10 protein-coding genes and 1 pseudogene are annotated in these 19443 nt (G+C 65.1%); 6 read left to right on the top strand and 5 right to left on the bottom strand.

Annotated features, from left to right (window positions below; translation table 11 throughout):
- The first annotated feature begins 27 nt into the window (after positions 1-27).
- From BLA15945_RS11075 to BLA15945_RS11060, 5 genes and pseudogenes are all read left to right on the top strand, one after another.
- Entirely contained in the window at positions 28-777 is a 750-nt protein-coding gene (locus BLA15945_RS11075; protein WP_174992344.1) for a response regulator transcription factor, read from the top strand.
- 952 nt (positions 778-1729) lie between these two features.
- Positions 1730-1828 (top strand): annotated as a pseudogene (locus BLA15945_RS38025) (ESPR domain-containing protein); the annotation flags it as partial.
- 234 nt (positions 1829-2062) lie between these two features.
- The gene (locus tag BLA15945_RS11070) at positions 2063-6838 is read left to right on the top strand and encodes a beta strand repeat-containing protein (RefSeq protein WP_455578878.1); all 4776 of its coding nucleotides are present in this window, start codon (positions 2063-2065) and stop codon (positions 6836-6838) included.
- Between the two features lie 111 nt (positions 6839-6949).
- Entirely contained in the window at positions 6950-7744 is a 795-nt protein-coding gene (locus BLA15945_RS11065) for an OmpA family protein (protein WP_174992415.1), read from the top strand.
- A 330-nt stretch (positions 7745-8074) separates the two neighbouring features.
- Complete coding sequence (locus BLA15945_RS11060; RefSeq protein ID WP_265095822.1) at positions 8075-8884, top strand: LabA-like NYN domain-containing protein; 810 nt, start codon at positions 8075-8077, stop codon at positions 8882-8884.
- A 105-nt stretch (positions 8885-8989) separates the two neighbouring features.
- Here BLA15945_RS11060 and BLA15945_RS11055 read toward each other — a convergent pair whose 3' ends face one another.
- On the bottom strand, positions 8990-11089 hold the full coding sequence (locus BLA15945_RS11055; protein WP_233464187.1) for an ATP-binding protein: 2100 nt from the start codon (positions 11087-11089) through the stop codon (positions 8990-8992).
- Positions 11090-11653: 564 nt separating this feature from the next.
- Between BLA15945_RS11055 and BLA15945_RS11050 the strand changes: the two genes are divergently transcribed.
- A complete protein-coding gene (locus BLA15945_RS11050; RefSeq protein ID WP_233464185.1) occupies positions 11654-12538 on the top strand; it encodes an EAL domain-containing protein in 885 nt (294 codons plus the stop codon).
- A 252-nt stretch (positions 12539-12790) separates the two neighbouring features.
- Here BLA15945_RS11050 and BLA15945_RS11045 read toward each other — a convergent pair whose 3' ends face one another.
- From BLA15945_RS11045 to ccrA, 4 genes are all read right to left on the bottom strand, one after another.
- Positions 12791-13783 carry a beta-ketoacyl-ACP synthase III gene (locus tag BLA15945_RS11045; protein ID WP_174992340.1) on the bottom strand — a complete coding sequence of 331 codons (993 nt, stop codon included), beginning with the start codon at positions 13781-13783 and terminating at the stop codon, positions 12791-12793.
- 68 nt (positions 13784-13851) lie between these two features.
- Positions 13852-14181 carry an acyl carrier protein gene (locus BLA15945_RS11040; RefSeq protein ID WP_174992339.1) on the bottom strand — a complete coding sequence of 110 codons (330 nt, stop codon included), beginning with the start codon at positions 14179-14181 and terminating at the stop codon, positions 13852-13854.
- Between the two features lie 83 nt (positions 14182-14264).
- Positions 14265-18125, bottom strand: a complete 3861-nt coding sequence (locus BLA15945_RS11035) for a type I polyketide synthase (protein ID WP_233464184.1) — start codon at positions 18123-18125, stop codon at positions 14265-14267.
- A 52-nt stretch (positions 18126-18177) separates the two neighbouring features.
- Entirely contained in the window at positions 18178-19443 is a 1266-nt protein-coding gene (gene ccrA / locus BLA15945_RS11030; protein ID WP_233464183.1) for a crotonyl-CoA carboxylase/reductase, read from the bottom strand.

The following is a 19443-nucleotide window of genomic DNA, read 5'->3' as shown; positions in this document are numbered from 1 at the left end:
GCCGGCCACGATATTTTGGGGGCACGAATGCGCATATTGGTGGTGGAGGATGATCCCGTTCAAGCCGAGGAAGTACAAAACGCGCTTGCCTCCTTCAGTCACATGATCAAGGTCGTCGTCAACGGGGAACAGGCGCTGCGGTTCCTGCGCGCCGAGTCCGTCGACGCGGTCGTGCTCGACTGGCATCTGCCCAACATGACCGGAATCGAGGTATTGAACTGGATTCGCACGCGCGCCGATGTCGAATACGGCGTGCTGTTCCTGACCAGCCGCGTCGAGGAACTCGATGTCGTGCGCGCGCTCGAGGCCGGCGCCGACGACTACCTCAGCAAACCGTTTCGCGCGGAAGAACTGGCCGCACGGGTCAATGCGCTGCTGAGGCGCGTCGCACGAAACGTCAAGCGCGACGAACAGATTCGGGCGGGCGAATACGTGCTGGACCCGGTGGAACGTGCGGTCTGGCTTCGGGACAGCAAGATCGAGCTCACGACCAAGGAATTTCAGCTCGTTGCCTGCCTGTTTCACAACCTCGGCAAGATCATGTCCCGCGAGCTTCTGGCGACGACCGCATGGGGCCGCGAGCTCGGGACGGAATCACGCTCGCTCGACACCCATATCTACAGGATCAGGCAAAAACTGAAGCTGAGCATCGAGAACGGCTTGCGCCTGTCGGCCGTCTATACGCTGGGATACCGGCTCGACCAGACCAAGGCGTCTGCCGATGCGCCGGACGATGTCCGCGGCGACGTCGACATGCTGATGGAAAGCCGCGTCTGAGTTTCGTCGCATGCGGGAGCCGGTGTTTGCGGCAGGAGGCGCTGCTTCCCGCATGCTTGCACGGGCGATACTCGCCGGCGCTTCGTCGTGGTAACGAAGCGCGATTCCGTAACGGGAATATCCGATTCCGGCGCCGCAAAGGTGTTACACATCCTGGCTATCGCCCCCCCTTCCCCATGAGTTGCCTCCACGGTGCGCGTGAAAGCCGCTGACCGATGCGCCCGGCTTTCTCGAGCTGCACTGGCGAGTCGCGCATTGGCTCGCTTTAATTTCGAATTCCTATTTATTGTCGATCTTCGGTTGATAATCGTCGGCACGCCGACAATGCGCCCGGCGTTTTCTCGCCGATTCACGCGCGGAGGATCGCCGCTGACCATCCACGCACAAGCGGATGCAATCAATTTCGGGTAATAGGCGTCACCGCACTTTATCAATTAACCAGGAAGTGACAAATGTTCACTTTTTAATTCAAAGCTTCCCTCCTAATATCTAACATCACAACGATCACTTAATTAATTCGACATTAATTTCAATGCTCAAACAAGCCCATCAAAATTAATCGACCGTCATTTTTTAAAGAACCGTCGTATAGAAAAAATTGTATTTTTTAAAGTAACGGCGGCCTGCCGCCGAGCAATACTTTTCATATTGAGATAAGTGAATGGAAAATATCGTGAAGCGCCCCAGGGTCGCCGAGAGTGCGTGCCGTCGTATCGCGAGCGACTTTTCCGGCACAACCGCACGCCCGATTCGTGCAACCTCGACCCAGCTCCACGCCCGGCCCGACATCCGTTTCCGGTCGAGCGAACTCGGTTCATTCCGGGCTTTCCATACAAGCATCACTTGATGCCTCGATCAGAAGATCGCTGCGTTGCTTCGTTTTCAATTCTCAGTTAGCACAACTACTCAGTCCGCATTGATATAGATTTCTCTTTTACAGAGGTCGGAAAAAATGAACCGAGTGCACAAGGTCATATGGAGCAAGGCGCGCGGCGCGCTCGTCGCCGTATCGGAAGTCGATACGGCCGGCGGAAAAGGGAAACCGGGAGCGTCAGGTGCCGTTGACCGACGTGGCGAAGCCATCGACGGCGAATGCTCCGTCAAGCATCGTGCAGCGGCTGCCCGGTCGATCGAACGCATGCGGCAACCGTCCATGCGAGCGGTCGTCGCCGCTTCAATCGGTATCTTCGCCGCGGGCATGCCGGCGTTGGGGTACGCGCAGGCACAGGGATCGGTCACGGTCAACGGCCTCAACTGCAACCCGGCCGCCGCATTCACCAACTCGATTGCTGCCGGTTGCTCCGCCAATGCCGCCGGCCCGGGAGCGATCGCACTCGGCTTCGCCGCCGGTGCGGGTGGCGGCAATGCAGTCGCACTGGGTGAACACACGCAATCGAACGGTAATGCGTCAACCGCCATCGGCGCTGCTGCGACCGCGACCGCGGACAGTAGCGTGGCGCTCGGTGTGCTGGCCACGGCCTCCGGAACGATCAATGCGATCGCGATCGGCGCGAATACCATAGCGAACGGGACCAGTGCGACAGCGACCGGAGCCAAAGCGCTCGCGAACAACACGGGCACGAGCGCTTACGGGCAGGCCGCGACGGCGTCCGGCAGCAGCGCTACGGCAATCGGCGGCAACGCCACGGCGAGCGGGACTGGAGCGACCACGTTGGGACAAGGATCGCTCGCGACCGGTACGAATGCGTCCGCGCTCGGGACCTGGTCGGTCGCTACCGCAGAGAACGCGAACGCAATCGGGGATTTCGCAACCGCGTCCGGGGTCGGCAGCACGGCATTGGGTCCGGGAGCCCGGGCTACCGCGGACAACGCGGTCGCGACCGGATTGAATGCAGTCGCTTCAGCCACGTCATCGATTTCCGTCGGTAACTCGTCGACGGCGTCCGGCAATTCCGCGACGACGCTCGGCGCGGGTGGCACCGCATCGGGCGATCACTCGACCGCGTTGAGTACGCAGTCGACGGCAGCAGGCGGCTATTCGATCGCCATGGGCTTCAAATCCATCACGGCCGGCACGGCCGATGCGGGCGTGGCATTGGGTTCCGGCGCGTCCGTCAGCGGCGCATCCGGCGTCGCGATCGGCGTCAACAGCGGCGTGTCGGGCGTGAACGCGGTCGCGATCGGCCCGGGCGGCACGGCTGGCGTCCCGGGTTCGGGCACGCAGGCGACCGGCAATCAATCGGTTGCGCTCGGCTACAACGCGCTCGCCAGCGGCACCACCGCGCAGGCATTCGGCAGTCAGGCAACGGCCAGCGGCACCAGTTCGATCGCCATCGGCAATACCGCCGCGGCGTCCACGCTGTTCGGCATTGCCGTCGGCAACCTGGCCTCCGCTTCCGGCGTTTCCGCCGTTGCATTGGGCCCGGGCGCCACCGCAAGCGCCGACAATACGGTCGCCCTCGGCGTGAATGCCAAAACCTCGGCAGCCAGCAGTGTCGCAATCGGTACGACTTCGCAGGCGCTAGCCGCATCGACCGTTGCAATCGGCGACACCAGCACGGTGGCGGCGGCCGCAGGCACCGGCTCCATCGCGGGCGGACACAACTCTCAGGTGACGAGCGGCACCGGCGCGGTCGCACTCGGCGAAGGTCAGACCGCAAGCGGCAACGGCGCGGTGGCGATCGGCGATCCGAACACGGCCACCGGCAACGGTGCAGTCGCGATGGGCGCCAACAACACCGCGAACGGCAATGGCGCAATCGCGCTGGGCAATACGAACGTCGCGGCCGGACAAGGCGCGGTTGCGCTCGGCAACGCGTCGCAAGCCAATGTCGCGGGCGCAGTCGCGATCGGAGACAGCGCGAACGTGCAGGCCGCAGCGACGAACGGCGTCGCACTCGGCTCGGGCGCCACGACCAGCGTGGCCAACAGCGTCGCACTCGGGGCGAGTTCGACGACCACGGCAGCTACGCCCACTGCCGGCGCGACGATCGGCGGCGTCGCCTACACCTTCGCCGGCGCAGCGCCCGCTGGCGTGGTGAGCGTCGGTGCACCCGGCGCCGAGCGGCAGATCCAGAACGTCGCGGCCGGCCAGTTGAGCGCAACCAGCACGGATGCCGTGAACGGCTCGCAGCTGTTCGCGACCAACCAGCAAGTGACCGCAAACACGACCGCAATCACGAATATCAACAATGGCGTCGGGATCAAGTACTTCCACGCCAATTCGACGCTCGCGGACAGCCAGGCATTGGGGACGGACAGCGTCGCCGTCGGTCCTCAAGCCGTCGTCCAGGCCACGGCAACCAGCGGCATCGCGCTCGGCTCGGGCGCCACGACGAGCGTGGCCAACAGCGTCGCACTCGGGGCGGGTTCGACGACCACCGCGGCTACACCCACCGCCGGTGCGACGATCGGCGGTGTCGCCTACACCTTCGCCGGCGCAACGCCCACCGGCGTGGTGAGCGTCGGCGTCCCCGGCGCCGAGCGGCAGATCCAGAACGTCGCGGCCGGCCAGTTGAGCGCAACCAGCACGGATGCCGTCAACGGCTCGCAGTTGAACGCGACCAATCAGCAGGTGACCTCGAACACGACCGCGATCACGAATATCAACAACGGTGCCGGGATCAAGTATTTCCACGCCAACTCAACGCTCGCGGACAGTCAGGCGTTGGGCACCGACAGCATCGCCGTCGGCCCTCAAGCGGTCGTGCAGACCGGCGCGACCAGCGGCATTGCAATCGGTCCGGGCGCCACGACCAGCGTGGCCAACAGCGTCGCGCTCGGGGCGGGTGCGACGACCACGGCGGCCACGCCCACCGCTGGCGCGACGATCGGCGGCGTCGCCTATACCTTCGCCGGCGCAACGCCCACCGGCGTGGTGAGCGTCGGCGCTCCCGGCGCCGAGCGACAAATCCAGAACGTCGCGGCCGGCCAGTTGAGCGCGACCAGCACGGACGCCGTGAACGGCTCGCAGCTGTTCGCGACCAACGAACAGGTCACCTCGAACACGACCGCGATTTCGAATATCAACAACGGCTCGGGGATCAAGTACTTCCACGCCAACTCGACGCTCGCGGACAGTCAGGCGCTGGGCACGGACAGCGTCGCAGTCGGCCCTCAAGCGGTCGTCCAGGCCACGGCAACCAGCGGCATCGCGCTCGGCTCGGGCGCCACGACCAGCGTGGCCAACAGCGTCGCGCTCGGGGCAGGTGCGACGACCACGGCGGCCACGCCCACCGCCGGCGCGACGATCGGCGGCGTCGCCTACACCTTCGCGGGCGCGGCGCCCACGGGCGTGGTGAGCGTCGGTGCGCCCGGCGCCGAGCGGCAGATCCAGAACGTCGCGGCCGGCCAGTTGAGCGCGACCAGCACGGATGCCGTGAACGGCTCGCAGCTGTTCGCGACCAACGCGCAGGTCACGTCGAACACGACCGCGATCTCGAATATCAACAACGGCTCGGGGATCAAGTACTTCCACGCCAACTCGACGCTGGCAGACAGCCAGGCAACGGGCACGGACAGCATCGCCGTCGGCCCTCAAGCGTTAGCCGGCGCAGCCGGCAGCTTCGCGGCAGGCACCGGTGCGCAATCGGGCGCGGCAAACGCAACGGCGCTCGGCGCGCAGACGACCGCGTCGATTGCAGGCAGCGTCGCGATCGGTTCGGGCTCCGTGTCCGACCGCGCCATCGCGGCCGGCAGCGGCACCATTCCGGCCGGCAGCCATACCGTGCCGTTCAACACGTCCGACGCCACCCTGCTCGGCGCCGTCTCGCTCGGCAGTGCGGCCGGCAACACGTACCGGCAGTTGATCAACGTCGCCGACGGCACGAGCGCGCACGACGCGGTGACGGTCAGGCAGTTGACCGGCGCGCTGCAGTCGTTCTCCGTGACGCCGACGATGTATTTCCACGCCAACTCGACGGCGGCCGATTCGCTCGCCGTGGGCGCGGAGTCGATCGCGGTAGGGCCGAAGACCGTCGTCAACGGCGACAACGGCGTCGGGATCGGCAACGGTGCGACGGTTCAGCAGACCGCGCCCGGCGGGGTCGCGATCGGCCAGGCCGCGAATTCCGGGCAAGCCGATGCGATCGCGCTGGGCAGCGGCGCGAATGCGACCGGCCCGCAATCGATCGCCCAGGGCGCCAACGCGGTCGCCAGCACGTCGGGCGGCATCGCGTTCGGCTCAGGCGCGAACAGCAGCGCATCCGATGCCATCGCGCTGGGCGCCGGCGCGAGCGCAACCTTCGCGAACAGCATCGCGCTCGGTGCCGGGTCCGTCACGACGGTGGGCGCGCAATCGAACTACATTGCGTACGGCCTGAGCAGCCCGCAAACGTCGGCCGGCGAGGTCAACATCGGAAACCGCAAGATCACCAGCGTCGCCGCCGGGTCGGCCGGCACCGATGCCGTCAACGTCAGCCAGCTCGAGGCCGTCAACCAGAGCCTGACGACCATGATCCAGAACATCAGCAATACCAACGGCGGCACCGGCGGCTTCCCGTCCACCCCCGGCTCGTCGAACCCGGCCAACTCGACCGGCTCCAACTCGTCGGCCGGCGGCAACGGCGCGGTCGCCTCGGGCTCGAACAGCACGGCGGTCGGCAACGGCTCGACCGCGTCCGGCACCGGCTCGACCACGCTCGGTGCGGGCTCGACGTCGACAGGCAACAACTCGGTGGCAATCGGTGCAGGCAGCAACGACGGCGGACGAAGCAACGTCGTATCGATCGGCACCTCGACCTCGCCACGGCAAATCACGAACGTCGCGGCGGGCACCGCCCCCACCGACGGCGTCAACGTGCAGCAGCTGAATGCGGCAATCGGCAACGCGAACGCTTATACCGACGCGAAGATTCAAAGCCTGCGGCGCGACGCGGACGGAGGAACGGCGAGCGCCATGGCCGTCGCGGGCCTGCCGCAGCCGTCCGGGCCGGGCAAGAGCATGGTGGCGATCGCCGGCAGCGTCTATCGAGGCCAGTCGGGACAGGCAATCGGCATCTCCACGATCTCGGACAACGATCACTGGATCTACAAGGCCGCCGTGACGACCAACACGCGCAACGACTACGGCGCCGTGATCGGTGCGGGTTACCAGTGGTAATCGCGTGAGCCGGCGTCCAACGGCGATGCACGGCCACCGCGCGCGACGTTCCGCAGGGCGTCGCCGCGGTGCGCGGGTGTGCTGCTTCCTATTCGACGAGAGAAAATGATCATGAAAATCCACTGGGTACTTGCGCTGTCCGTCAGCCTGTTTTCCGTTGCCGCCCTCGAAGGCTGTTCGGTCGACGGGCCGCCCAAATTTCCGGATCCGCGAGCCGCGAGCCCGAAGGGCGGCACGTTCGTGAACGTGGGCAATCTGCGTAATGTCGGGCCGGGCCTGAACAAGGACCAGATGTTCGACCTCCTCGGCCCGCCTCACTTCAACGAGTGGTTCGTCGGCGGCCATGTGTGGAACTACCTGTTCGACTTCCGTCGCGGCAATGAAGTGATCTCGTGCCAGTACCAGGTCCGCTTCGACCGGCAGATGAAGGTCAGCAACACGTACTGGCGCGATTCCGCCTGCGAGGATTTCGTGCATCCGAAACCTGCCGCTGCCGTCGCCGCAACCGAGCCGCCGGCCGCGCCCCTCGAGCAGTTCACGCTGCAGAGCGATGCGCTGTTCGCGTTCGGCAAATCGGGCCTCGACTCGATGCTGCCGGCTGGCAGGGCGCAACTCGACAATGCGATCGAGCGAATCAAGCGCCATGCGGACGTGACGCGCATCGCCGTCGTCGGGCACACCGACCGTATCGGCAGCGACAAGGTGAACGAACCGCTGTCGCGTGCACGCGCACGGACGGTCCGCGGCTACCTGGTCTCGCACGGCCTGAACGGCAGCATCATCGACGCGGACGGTGTGGGCTCGAGCCAGCCGGTCACGCACTGCCCCGAAGGCCGGAGCGCCGCCGTGATCGCTTGCCTGCAACCCGATCGCCGCGTCTCGATCACCGTGAGCGGCCGCAGCTGAACGCAGCGAAGCCGGCAGCGCCGATCGCGCCTCGCCTGCGCGACCGGCGCTGCCTGTCGAGCCGACAGGCGAAAACGGCATCGCGCGCTGCCGGGCGGCCGATCGCGCACTGCCTGTGCACGGCGCGCTGCGCGACCATTCTGCAATCCAAATGATCGAATCGGGCCGCCATGGCAGCCGGCTCGTCAGGTTCGAATCGCCTTCCCCTGGGCAAGTCGTGGGTCGGGCACCACGCGCGCAAACCCGTATCCCCTGCAGTTTTGACTGGCGACAAGATCCGACGACGCCAATCCCGTCACCCGGTCGAAACCCACCAGCACTCGGGATACGATGACGAGAAGGGTCGGGGTTTATGTGGATGGAAGCAGCATGGACGCGAATGGCGGCCACATGATGCGATATGAAGTATTGCGCGCGCGCCGGCGCGCCGGTGCCACGATCCAGAGGCTGCACGCGTATCTGAGCGTCGACGAACGCCGCGCGGCCCGCTCCGTCGACTACGAGGCGCGAATCAAGGGTTATCAGGCGGTGCTGCGGGACAAGGGATTGCGCGTCACGGTGAAGCCGCTCAGGCACTACGCCGACGAAGACGGCACGGAGACGGTCAAGTCCAATTCGGATCTCGGCATGGCGATCGACACGTTATCGAAATCCGACCGGCTCGATACGGTTCTGGTCGCAACGAGCGACGGCGATTTTGTCGAAGTGGTGAAAGCGCTGCAGAAGAAGGGCGGCCGGGTCGAATTGCTGGGTTTCGACAACGTCCCGTTCGACCTGCGGGATGCCGCCGATCAGTTCATCGGCGGCTATCTGGTTCCCGGCCTGCTTCCGGTTCGCGATTCGGCGCCCGGCCTGCCTGCGTGGGGGCAAGCCGGTTCCCGCGTGCGCGGCCTGTGCAACCGGTTCGAGCCGGACGACGGATACGGCTTCATCGCGTTCCGGTCCGCCCTGCCCGATGCGCCGCTGCTCGCGGCCGCCGAGACCAGTCCGGCGTACTTCCGCAGCAGCAGCGTGCAGAACCTGTCCGTGCTCGCCCGGCTGCCGTCGAGAAATACGGTGCTCGAATTCGAGCCGGCATCGCCGGCGAAGCAGAACGGCGCGCCCGAGGCGCGACGGATCCAGGTCGTTTCCGGCGCCTGACGCCGCGGCTTCACGACGATGCGCTTCATCCCGGGTGCGGAGCGCCGGTGCAGACGGATGGCGTCGCCATCCGCCATGCCGATTCGCGCAACGCCGGCACCGCGGTCAGTGACCCAGCGCCGTGTCGTGATCGTGTTTCGACAGGAACATGAGAAAGGTAGTCCCTTCGCCGAGCGTCGACCGCACCTGCAATTTCCCGCCGAGCGAATCCACGACCGTCTTCACGAACGCGAGCCCGAGGCCGTGCCCGGACAACGACGAACTTCCGTCCAGTTGCGTGAATTCCCGGAACAGCTTTTCGCGGTCCTGGTCGGAGATCCCGATTCCATAATCGGTCACGGCGATCTTCACATGCTGCTCGGTCGCCGACAGCTCCACGTCGACGGTGGACGCTTCCCGGCCGAACTTGATCGCATTGCCGATCAGGTTCACGAACGCCCGCCGCAGCAGTTGCACGTCGGCGATCGTGCTCAGCCCCGGCTCCGCAACCAGGTTGACGACGGTGGATTTCGCGCTCGCCTGCGGCAGCAGATCGTCGACGGCATCGCCCAGCACCAGCGCGGGGTCGACCGGCGACAGCTTCGGCGGCAGGTTCTCCGCCTTCGCGAGGAACAGGAAATCGTCGGACAGGCTCAGCGCGCGCGTCGCATACTGCGAAACCAGTTCGGCAAACCGCGGCAGCGTATAGCGCGACGGATCGCGACGGACCTGCGAAACCAGCGCGAGGATCGACGCCTGCGGCGAGCGCATGTCGTGCGACAGGAATCGCAAGGCCATGTCGCGCTGCCGCTCGGCCAGCCGCATCGACGACACATCCGCCACGTGAAAGACCAGCGCGCCTTCACGACCGGTGGACGCCCGGATCGGCGCGCACTTGATCAGCAACGACAGCCCGCCTCGTGCGTTGGCGATTTCGATGCCCTGGTCGAGCTGCGATTTCGTCTGCGCCGACAGATCGTCGCCTTCCGGCCATCGATTGAGCGATGCCAGTGCCTGCGTGGCGAATTCGCTGGCCCGATGCGATGCGGTGATCTGGAACAGCACGTCGGACACCGATCGCCCCGCCGGCGTGCTTCTCGATACCCGATGCGCATCCAGTTCGCCGCACAACGCCGCGGCCCGCTTGTTCGCCAGCAGCACGGTGCCGGTGGTCGACGCGATCAGGGTCGCCTCGGGGAGGCTGTCGACCCATTCGTCGATCAGCTCGCGATACCTGCGTACCTGCTCTTTCAGCGACGCGGCGTGGCCGATGCGGCGCTGGACCGGGTCCATGAAATACCTGGCCGGAACCGGCTTCGCCGGCAGCGACGGTTCGGTCCGCATCCTGTCGGACAAGCCGGCGACGAAGCGCAATACGGCCTCCAGACGGCGCCACGACAGCAGCAGACAAGCCAGCGCGCAGACGAACATGCCGGTGGCGGGCGGCACGAGCCGATCCGCGAAACGGAACATCGCGAACGCGGCCGCCGCGATCGCGACCGAGAGACCGAACGAGGCGGCCAGGCCCGCGCGGGGACTCGACAGGTAAAGCCATGCGCAAATCAGGCAGACGATCATCTCGTTGAACAGCAACTCGCCGACGAAGCCGACCGGGCGCGGCATCGCGCGCGCAGCGAGGACGTCCGTTTCGACACCCCGTCCGCTCGCGGCCGCGAGCGACGGCGCGTTGACCTGCGGCCACACCGATAGCGTGCCCACATCGCCGGCGTACGCACGAATCACGACCGGACGGCTGCGCAACAGGTTCGGCGATACCGTCCCGTCCAGGACATCGATGTACGAATAGCGTTCGACGCGCCGGTTGCATCGAAGCAACGCCGGGTATGAACAGGGTTCGTCGGCGCCCTCGACGCCGGCGCCGCGCGACGGCGATGCCGTACCGGCACTGCCGCGGCCCGGCGCATCGCTCGCGGCACGGCCGGGGGAACGGCCCGCACCGGCACCGCGCAGGCTCGCGAGGTCGATATCGATCGCCGTGACGCCGCTTTCGGCAAGCCGATCGAGCATCCGGATCCGGGCTTCTCCACTGAACGGCCAGCCGCCGAGGCGATCGACGGTGCGATCGTCAACCACGATCGTCGCCAGCGGCTCGGCGGTGCTGCCATGCGCCAACCGAAACGCGAGATCGAAAAATGCCAGATCGACGCGATACAACGCGTGGCTCGCGGTCAGCACCAGGCAGACCAGCACGAGTGCGAACGTCAAGGCGCCCCACTCCTGCGCGAGATGGGTGCCGGCCAGCGCTGCCGCCGGGTTGACTCCATTACGTGAACCACGCAATCGCGTACGGAAAAATCTTCCTAGCATGTCAATTCGACAATGTTTCACCAATATCGCATCGGACGACACTCGAAATCCGGCCCACCGGATTTGGAGAATCCGAAAAAGCAAAAGCCGGTAATCCAGGCACCCATCTCAACTCGAACATCCTTTCAATTTCATTGACAACCGACCAGAATCAATTCACGTACAAACGGTGTAATTATACATGATTTCGTAAACAATATTAACATCGATTTATTTCCATGCTTCGCAAATCAAATAAAATAAGATATCGAATAATATTTAAACCATTCGCCGTCGCAGCCAGGCTCAAATAGCCACAACAACTCCTTTATATACAAGGCACTACACATTTTTCAGGCGACCCTTAAATTCACCAAATAATTACACATTTCCCGGCATGAATTCACACAAAAATCGCAATCATTAGACGCCACATAAAATCGATACCATCAAAACAAAGTTACATTTGTTCAATATTTAAAGTTGAAAATCACGGATTCACTCAATAGAATTCCCCCATCGAACACGCGGCACCCCTCGGCTCGGCCCATCAATACATTCATGAATCGCACACTTGTTTCCCATCATCCGCTCAGCGATGCCGAACGAGGACTTCACCAGGACGAATTCTTTTTCCTGCTGCAGCCCAAATTCGCGCTGCAGGCATTCGACCTTTCCGGCTTCGAATGCCTGATCCGCTGGCAACATCCGGAACGCGGCGTCCTCGAACCGGTATCGTTCATCAGCATGGTCGAGGATTCGTTCCTCGCCGGACGCTTCACCGAATTGCTCGTCCGGCTGGCGACGCGCACGCTCGCGCAATGGACGGCGGCCGGCCACGAAGCGCTGTCGCTGGCGATCAACCTGTCGTCGCTGGAACTCGGGCAAGCGGATTTCCCCGAGCAGCTGTCTACCCTCCTTGCATCCCACGATCTCGACCCGCGCCGCCTCGAGATCGAATTGACCGATGCCGTTGCCCCCGACCGGCTCGACTGGCTGGTGGAAGCCATTCATGCCGCGCAAACCGTCGGGGTACGGGTCGCGCTCGACGACTTCGGCGCCGGCTTCAATTCGCTGACGCTGCTGCAGCAACTGCCGGTGGACATCGTCAAGTTCGATCGCTCGCTGATTCGCGACGTGCCGCACAACGGCGAGTCCGCACGCGTGGTCGAAACCCTGGTGCACCTCGCCAAGGATCACGGCAAGCGAATCGTGATCTCCGGCATCGAGACGGCGGCGCAACTCGACTGGGCGACAGCGCTGCCCGGTGTCGAAGGCCAGGGGTTCTACCTCGGTGAACCGCTTCCGGAGCAGGACATCGAGGCATTTATTACCCGCTGTTCCCGCCATGCTCATTCGAGGATGTAAATGCAACCGTATCCCCGGCAACCGGGCGAGCATGGCCGCACGTGACTCGCGGCCATCATAGAACGGCGTGTTGGCTCACAAAGTGAACCTTTGTCACCGTCGCGGCCCTGACGGAAAGAACCGGCGAGCACCGGGAAGAAACACGCCGTTCGACGCGGCCAGCGCGTACGCGCTTCGCGTGAAGCAACGCGTGCAGCAGCCCACGGATGCGGGCCGCTGCGAACGATCGTGTCGAGAAAAAGGAAGCGCAGCCTACCAGCGGATCAGCGCCGCGCCCCACGTGAAGCCCGAGCCCATCGCGGGCGTCAGAACGAGATCGTTGTCCTTGATGCGTCCGTCGGAAACGGCTTCGCAAAGCGCCAGCGGAATCGACGCGGCCGACGTGTTGCCGTGCTTGCCGACAGTGAGCACGACTTTCTCCATGGGCAGATTCAGCTTCCCGCCGAGGGTTTGCACGATTCGCTGGTTGGCCTGATGCGGCACGACCCAGTCGAGATCGTCCTGGGTCAGGCCATGCGCGTCGAGTGCTTCCTGCGACGCCTCGGCGAGATTCACGACGGCATGCAGAAACACGTCGCGCCCCTCCAGATGCATCTTGCCGGCGCTTTGCGTCGACGATACCCCGCCGTCCGTGTGGATCTTGTCCTGATACCGTCCGTCGGAATGCAGATGCGTGGAGAGGACACCGCGCGGCTTGTCGCCGTCACGCCGTTCACCGCGCAACACCACCGCGCCGGCCCCGTCACCGAACAGCACGCAGCTGTTGCGATCATGCCAGTCCACGATACGCGACATCGTTTCCGCACCGATCACGAGCGCGGTACGCGCCTGGCCCAGCCGGATCATGTTGTCGGCCACCGAAAGCGCGAATACGAAGCCCGAGCACACGGCCTGCACGTCGAACGCCACGCCGCCATGCATGCCGATGGCCTCCTGAACGCGCACGGCCGTCGACGGCATCGTACGATCGGGTGTGCAGGTCGCGAGCACGATGAGATCGACGTCGGCCCCGCCGATACCGGCGTGATTCAGCGCCGCCTTCGCGGCGCCGATCGCGAGATCGGACGTATTCTCGCCGCGCGCCGCGATGCGGCGCTCCTTGATTCCCGTGCGCTGCGTGATCCACTCGTCGGTCGTGTCGACCATGCGCGCGATCTCGTGATTCGTCATGCGGCGTTCGGGCAGTGCCGACCCGCAACCGAGGACGCGCGACATCCAGCCGTCCGCGCGATTGATTTCCGCCATCTTCTGTACTCCGATTAAATTCGACGAAGCGCCGGGCGGCCAACCGGCTCCGGGCCGGCGCACGCGTGTTACCAGTTTCCGGCGCTCGCGCCCTCGCCAGCCTCCGCGCCGGCGCCGGTATCCTGCGGGCTCAGCGATACAAGATGCTCTGCGAGCGAGATGAAGGTCGGGTAATCGTAGAGCACCGTGTCGTCGATCTTGATCTTGAGCCGCTCTTCGAGGAAGAACGCCAGTTCGACCGAATGCATCGAATCGAAGCCCGCATCGGCAAAGGTCTGATCGAGATCGGTCGGCACCTGGAGGTTGTTTGCTTCGGTCCATTCCTGAATCCAGGCAAGAATGGTCCGCTCGGTCACCTTGGACCCCTTGATGGTTTCAGCTTGAAGTTGATCGCTCATGGTATCGATTTCCTGAAGTCGGACTGACAAGAATGAAGGCGCGGCAGCGACGCCGAACCGGGTATGAACCGCAACACGATTGCCTATGCCGTCACCTGCGGGTGCGTTCCGGCCGCCGCATGCAACGCGTCGGCGCCGCCGCCGAGGAAGCGCGCCAGCTGCCGCGCGGAAGGCTCGCGCACGATGGAGTTGTGATCGTCGTCGAACTGGCTCACCGCGATCGCACCGCACGTGAGAACACGCAGGCATTGCGCCGCCTGTGCGCTCGACATGCCGGTGGCGCCACGTTCGGCGAGCGCGTAGTCGATGCGGGCGCGCACCTGTTTCGGCCGATGATGGGCAAGCGCCACGGCGTTCGCGGCGTGCAGACGCGCGATGTGCCCGAATGTGGCGGGTTGGGCACGACGCCGCGCGTCGGCAAGATAAAAGTCCTGATCAAGCATCGTGTCGAAGCGCGGATCGGCAAGCCACGTCTCCACCGTCCGGAATCCGTCGGCGGCGTCGCCCCCGTTGACGAGCTCGCGCAGTCGCGTCGTAAAATCGCCTTCGTCGAGCGGCGTGTCGACGATCATCAGCGGCGGCGCGGCGGTCCCCTCCGCTTCCCACTGCGCCGTCATTTCGTGCGCGACGATCCCGCCGAACGACCAGCCGCCGAGATAGTCGGGCTGCCGGTGTCGTGCGGCCACCAGCGCGGCGCGATAGCGGGACGCCAGTTGCGCGATCGAAAGATACTCGGGCATGAGACCTTGTTCGGCGTACGGATGACGAATCGCGACGATCGTCGGATCGCCCGGCCATACGTTCGCCAGGTCCTGGTAACAGAGCACATTTCCGCCGACCGGGTGCACCAGCGCGATGAGCGGCCCCGTGCCCTCGCGCAGCGTGACGACGAGCCCGCGATCGTCCGTCGAATCGGGATCGCGCTGCTTGTCCGGCGATACGGTTTCGTCATGCTGCGCCGTGCCGCGCGACGCGTCGAACCATCCCGCCAGGGTCGAGAGCGACGCTCCGCGCGCGAGCATGGAAATCGGCGGCATCTTGCCGAGGTGTTGTTGCAAACGCACGCGCAATTCCGTCAATGCGAGCGAGTCGAAGCCCTGGCCGACGAGCGAAAGGTCATCCACGAGGGTAATGCCGTCCGGCGCGACCTCCGCCGCGATCGCCCGCAGCGTCGCGAGCATGTGCGCGGCATCCGCACGTGGTGCGCCGTCGCCGGTCCCGGCCGCTCGAGAATGCGGTTGCCGGTTCTCGTCGTTCGCCGCGAGATCGCGTCGATGTTGTGCGACGCCGCGCTCGAAGCCGGCTGGCGCGCGGTCCGGGAACGGCAACTCGAAACGCTCTGCGTCGAAGGCATAGCCCGGCGCTTCGGCAGGCCGCGGCACGTTGCCGTAAAGCCGGTGCCACGCGATCGTCTGTCCCGTGCTGTAGAGGCGTGCGCAGCCGTGCGCAAACCCGGTCGCTTCATCTTCCTCGTCGCCATCCGGCCCGTCGGCGAGCGAAGCGACCGCACTGTGCCAATCGCCGTTTGCCATCGCGCGTGCGAGCTTCGCGAGCGCCGCGCCCGGCCCCACTTCGACGAAGAGGGTCTTGCCGTCGGACGCCGCAAGCAACGCTTCGTGAAAGCGCACCGGCTGTTCGACGAGATCGAGCCAGTGCTCGACCCCGGCAATCGCGTCGGTCGCGAGTTTGCCCGTGAGGGTGGAAATGATCGGGATCGATGGCGGTGCAAGCGTCAGGGGCTCGAGTGCGCGACGAAACGCATCGCGCATCGAACTCAACAGCGGCGAATGACCCGGCGTGCCGTAGGTGCTGAGCAGCGAAACACGCTTGCCCGCCGCGACCATCGCGTCCTGAACCAGCTCGACCGCGGCCTGCGTGCCGCTCACGACGGTCTGCGCCGGCCCGTTGATGCCGGCCACGAACAGGTCGGCGCCGAATGCGAACCGTGCGGCAAGCTCGTCGACGCCGGTGGCGACCGCAAGCATGGCGCCCGTCGGCGTCTCGGTATCGAAAAGGCGACCGCGGGCCGTCACCGCCTTGAGGCCGTCATCGAGCGACATCACTCCGCCGAGCACGGCGGCAACATGCTCGCCGAGCGAGTGCCCGATCAGCAGATCGGGCTGCACGCCCAGATCCATCCACGTGCGCGCCAGTGCGTAGCACACGATGAAATGCGCGAGCTGCCCCGGATGATGGCGCACCGTTCCCGCCGCGCTGCCGAGGATCGCATCCAGCACGTTGCGTGCCGTGTCGGGCCCGAGCAGGCTCAGGCACACGTCCGCGTGTTTGCGGAACAATCCGTTTCCCTGGTAAAGACCCGCACCCACGCCCGGCTTCCATGCCCCTTGGCCGGGTACGAGAAATGCGACGCGCGGTTTCTTCGGGTGCTCGTTCGCGTGCCATTGCCCCGTCGGATTCTCCGTGAGGAAAGCGTCGAGTGCGGCGACGAAATCTCCGTTCGTCCTGCCGACCAGCGCGACCCGGTGATCGAAATGATCGCGTCGCACGTTCGACGTGTGACAAGCCTCGCGCAACGGCGCGGGCGTGCCCGCGAGCCAGTCGCGCCACGCCGAAGCGGCGCGCCGGCGGGCCTCGGGCGACCGGCCCGAAAGCGTCAGCACGCGCTCTCGCTCGACCTCCGCGGCAGCGTCCGGCAAGGCGTCGGGTGTCGAAAGAATCAGGTGAACGTTGGTGCCGGTAATGCCGAAGCCGCTCACGCCGACGAACGTCTCGCCGTTGCCCAGCGGTATGCCTTCACGCGGAATCTCGAGTTGCGAACCTTCCCAGTGAAAGCGCGGATTCGGCGTCGCGAAGTTCACCTGTGCGGGTACGCGGCGATGACGCAGAATCAGCATCGCCTTGATGAAACCCGCCATGCCCGCGGCGCCTTCGAGGTGCCCCAGTTGCGACTTCACCGAACCGACCAGAACCGGCTTGTCGCGTTCGACGGAGCGGGCATAGACGTTGCGCAACGCGGAAAGCTCGATCGGATCGCCCAGCGCCGTTCCCGTGCCATGCGCCTCCACATACGACACGGACTCGGGACGAACGCCGGCCCGCGCCATCGCGCGGCGAATGACGGCCTCCTGCGCGGCGCCGTTCGGCGCGGTGAGGCCATTGCTCGCACCGTCGCTGTTGACGGCCGACCCGGCCAGCACCGCGTCGACCCGATCGCCGTGCGCACGTGCGTCGCCAAGCCGCTTCAACACGATCGCGCCACCGCCTTCGCCGCGAATGTATCCGTCCGCGCTTGCGTCGAAGGGCCGACACTGACCGGACACCGACATCGCCTGAAGCCGCGCGACGCCGATCGTTTCCTCCGGCCCCAGGATCAGGTTCACGCCGCCGGCAATGGCGACATCGCACTCGCCTGCCTGCAGGCTCTGTGCGGCAAGATGGATCGCGACGAGCGACGACGAACAGGTCGTATCGACGAAGATCGCCGGGCCGCTCAAGCCCAGCACGTGCGAGACGCGGCCCGGCGCCATCGCGCGCAGATTGCCGAGCTTCGAGTAGGTGGTAATGCGCGTGGCATCGCCGGACCATACCGAGCGCCGGCCATAATCGGCCTCGCCGGTCGTCATGAAAACCCCGACGTTCTTGCCGCGCAACCGGCCCGGCGCCATGCCCGCGTTCTCGAGCGCGGCCCATGCGAGCTCCAGCATCCAGCGCTGCTGCGGGTCCATCTCCATCGCCTCGGCCGCCGACGTGCGGAAGAATTTGCGGTCGAAGAAGAACGGATCGTCGACGTAGCCCGCCACGCGCGAATACGTGGTGCCGGGCTGGTCGGGATCGGGTGAATAGAACGCGTCGATATCGAACCGCTCGCGCGGTGTTTCCCGAATCGCCGTTCGCCCGGAATTCAGGAGTGTCCAATAGCTCGACGCACAGGAAGCGCCGCCTGGAAAGCGGCACGACATGCCGACGATGGCGACTTGTTGCAAATGGGTATTTGACCGGTCCATACCGTACTCTCGGCAAGAATGATGCTTGATGTCAGTGGCGTCGGGCCGCGTCGAGATCGTCGCTGCTGCTTGCCTGCACCAGCACCGCCATGTTCCCCGGCAGATGCTGATTCCCGCGGATCTTCGCGTGCGCCTCCGGCAGACGGTGCCAGGGAAACACTTCGGACAGGCACGGATCGATCCTGCCGCTCATCACGAGCCGGTTCGCCTGTGCCGCCTCCTTGAGGTTCGCGAAATGGCTGCCCTGGATGCGCTTCTGTCGCATCCATACGTAGCGCGCGTCGCAGGTCAGGTCGTAGCCGCTCGTGGCGGCGCAGAACACGACCATGCCTCCGCGCTTCACGACATAGCAGGACGGCGCGAACGTGTTCCGGCCCGGGTGTTCGAACACCATGTCGACGTCGCGCTTTTCGCCGAGTGCGTCCCAGATCGCCTTGCCGAACTTCTTCACGCCGTCGACATAGGTTGCGTAGGCTTCCTTCTCGTCGACGGACGGCGGCACGCCCCAGCACGAAAACTGCGAACGGTTGATGACGCCCACCGCGCCGAGGCGCTTGACGAACTCGGCTTTCGAATCGTCGGAGACCACCGCGACGGGACGTGCGCCGACCAGGGCCGCGAGCTGAATCGCCATCGTTCCCAAGCCGCCAGCCGCCCCCCAGACGAGCACCGATTGCCCCGCCGAAAGCACGTGGGGCTTGTGGCCGAACAGCATGCGATACGCGGTCGCGAGCGTGAGCGTGTAGCACGCACTCGCGGCCCACGTGAGGTGCTTCGGGCGCGGCATCAGTTGCGTGGCCTGTACGCGTGCGAATTGCGCGAACGAACCGTGGGACGTTTCGTATCCCCAGATACGCTGCGAAGGAGACAACATCGGATCGCCGCCGTTGCATTCTTCGTCGTCGCCATCGACCTGCGAACAATGCGCGACCACTTCATCGCCAACCTTCCACTTCCGCACGTTCGCCCCGACGGCCCATACGATGCCGGACGCATCGGAACCCGTGATGTGATACGGGTCGTCATGCAGGTCAAGCACCGAAAACGGCTGCCCCAGGGCGGCCCACACGCCGTTGTAGTTGACGCCGGCCGCCATCACGAGAATCAGCACGTCATTGGGGCCGATCGACGGCACATCGACGATTTCCTTCGTAAACGCGCGTTGCGGCTCTCCGTGGTTTTCGCGGCGAATCGTCCATGCATGCATCTTCTTCGGCACAAAGCCCAACGGGATCGGGCAACCGGTGTCGAAAAGCTCGGGCTGGGTGTTTCTCGTTCCGGCAACCATGTCCAACAT

The organism is Burkholderia arboris, from assembly GCF_902499125.1.
In the GTDB taxonomy this organism is placed as follows: domain Bacteria; phylum Pseudomonadota; class Gammaproteobacteria; order Burkholderiales; family Burkholderiaceae; genus Burkholderia; species Burkholderia arboris.
This window is presented reverse-complemented; position numbering and strand designations above follow the sequence as displayed.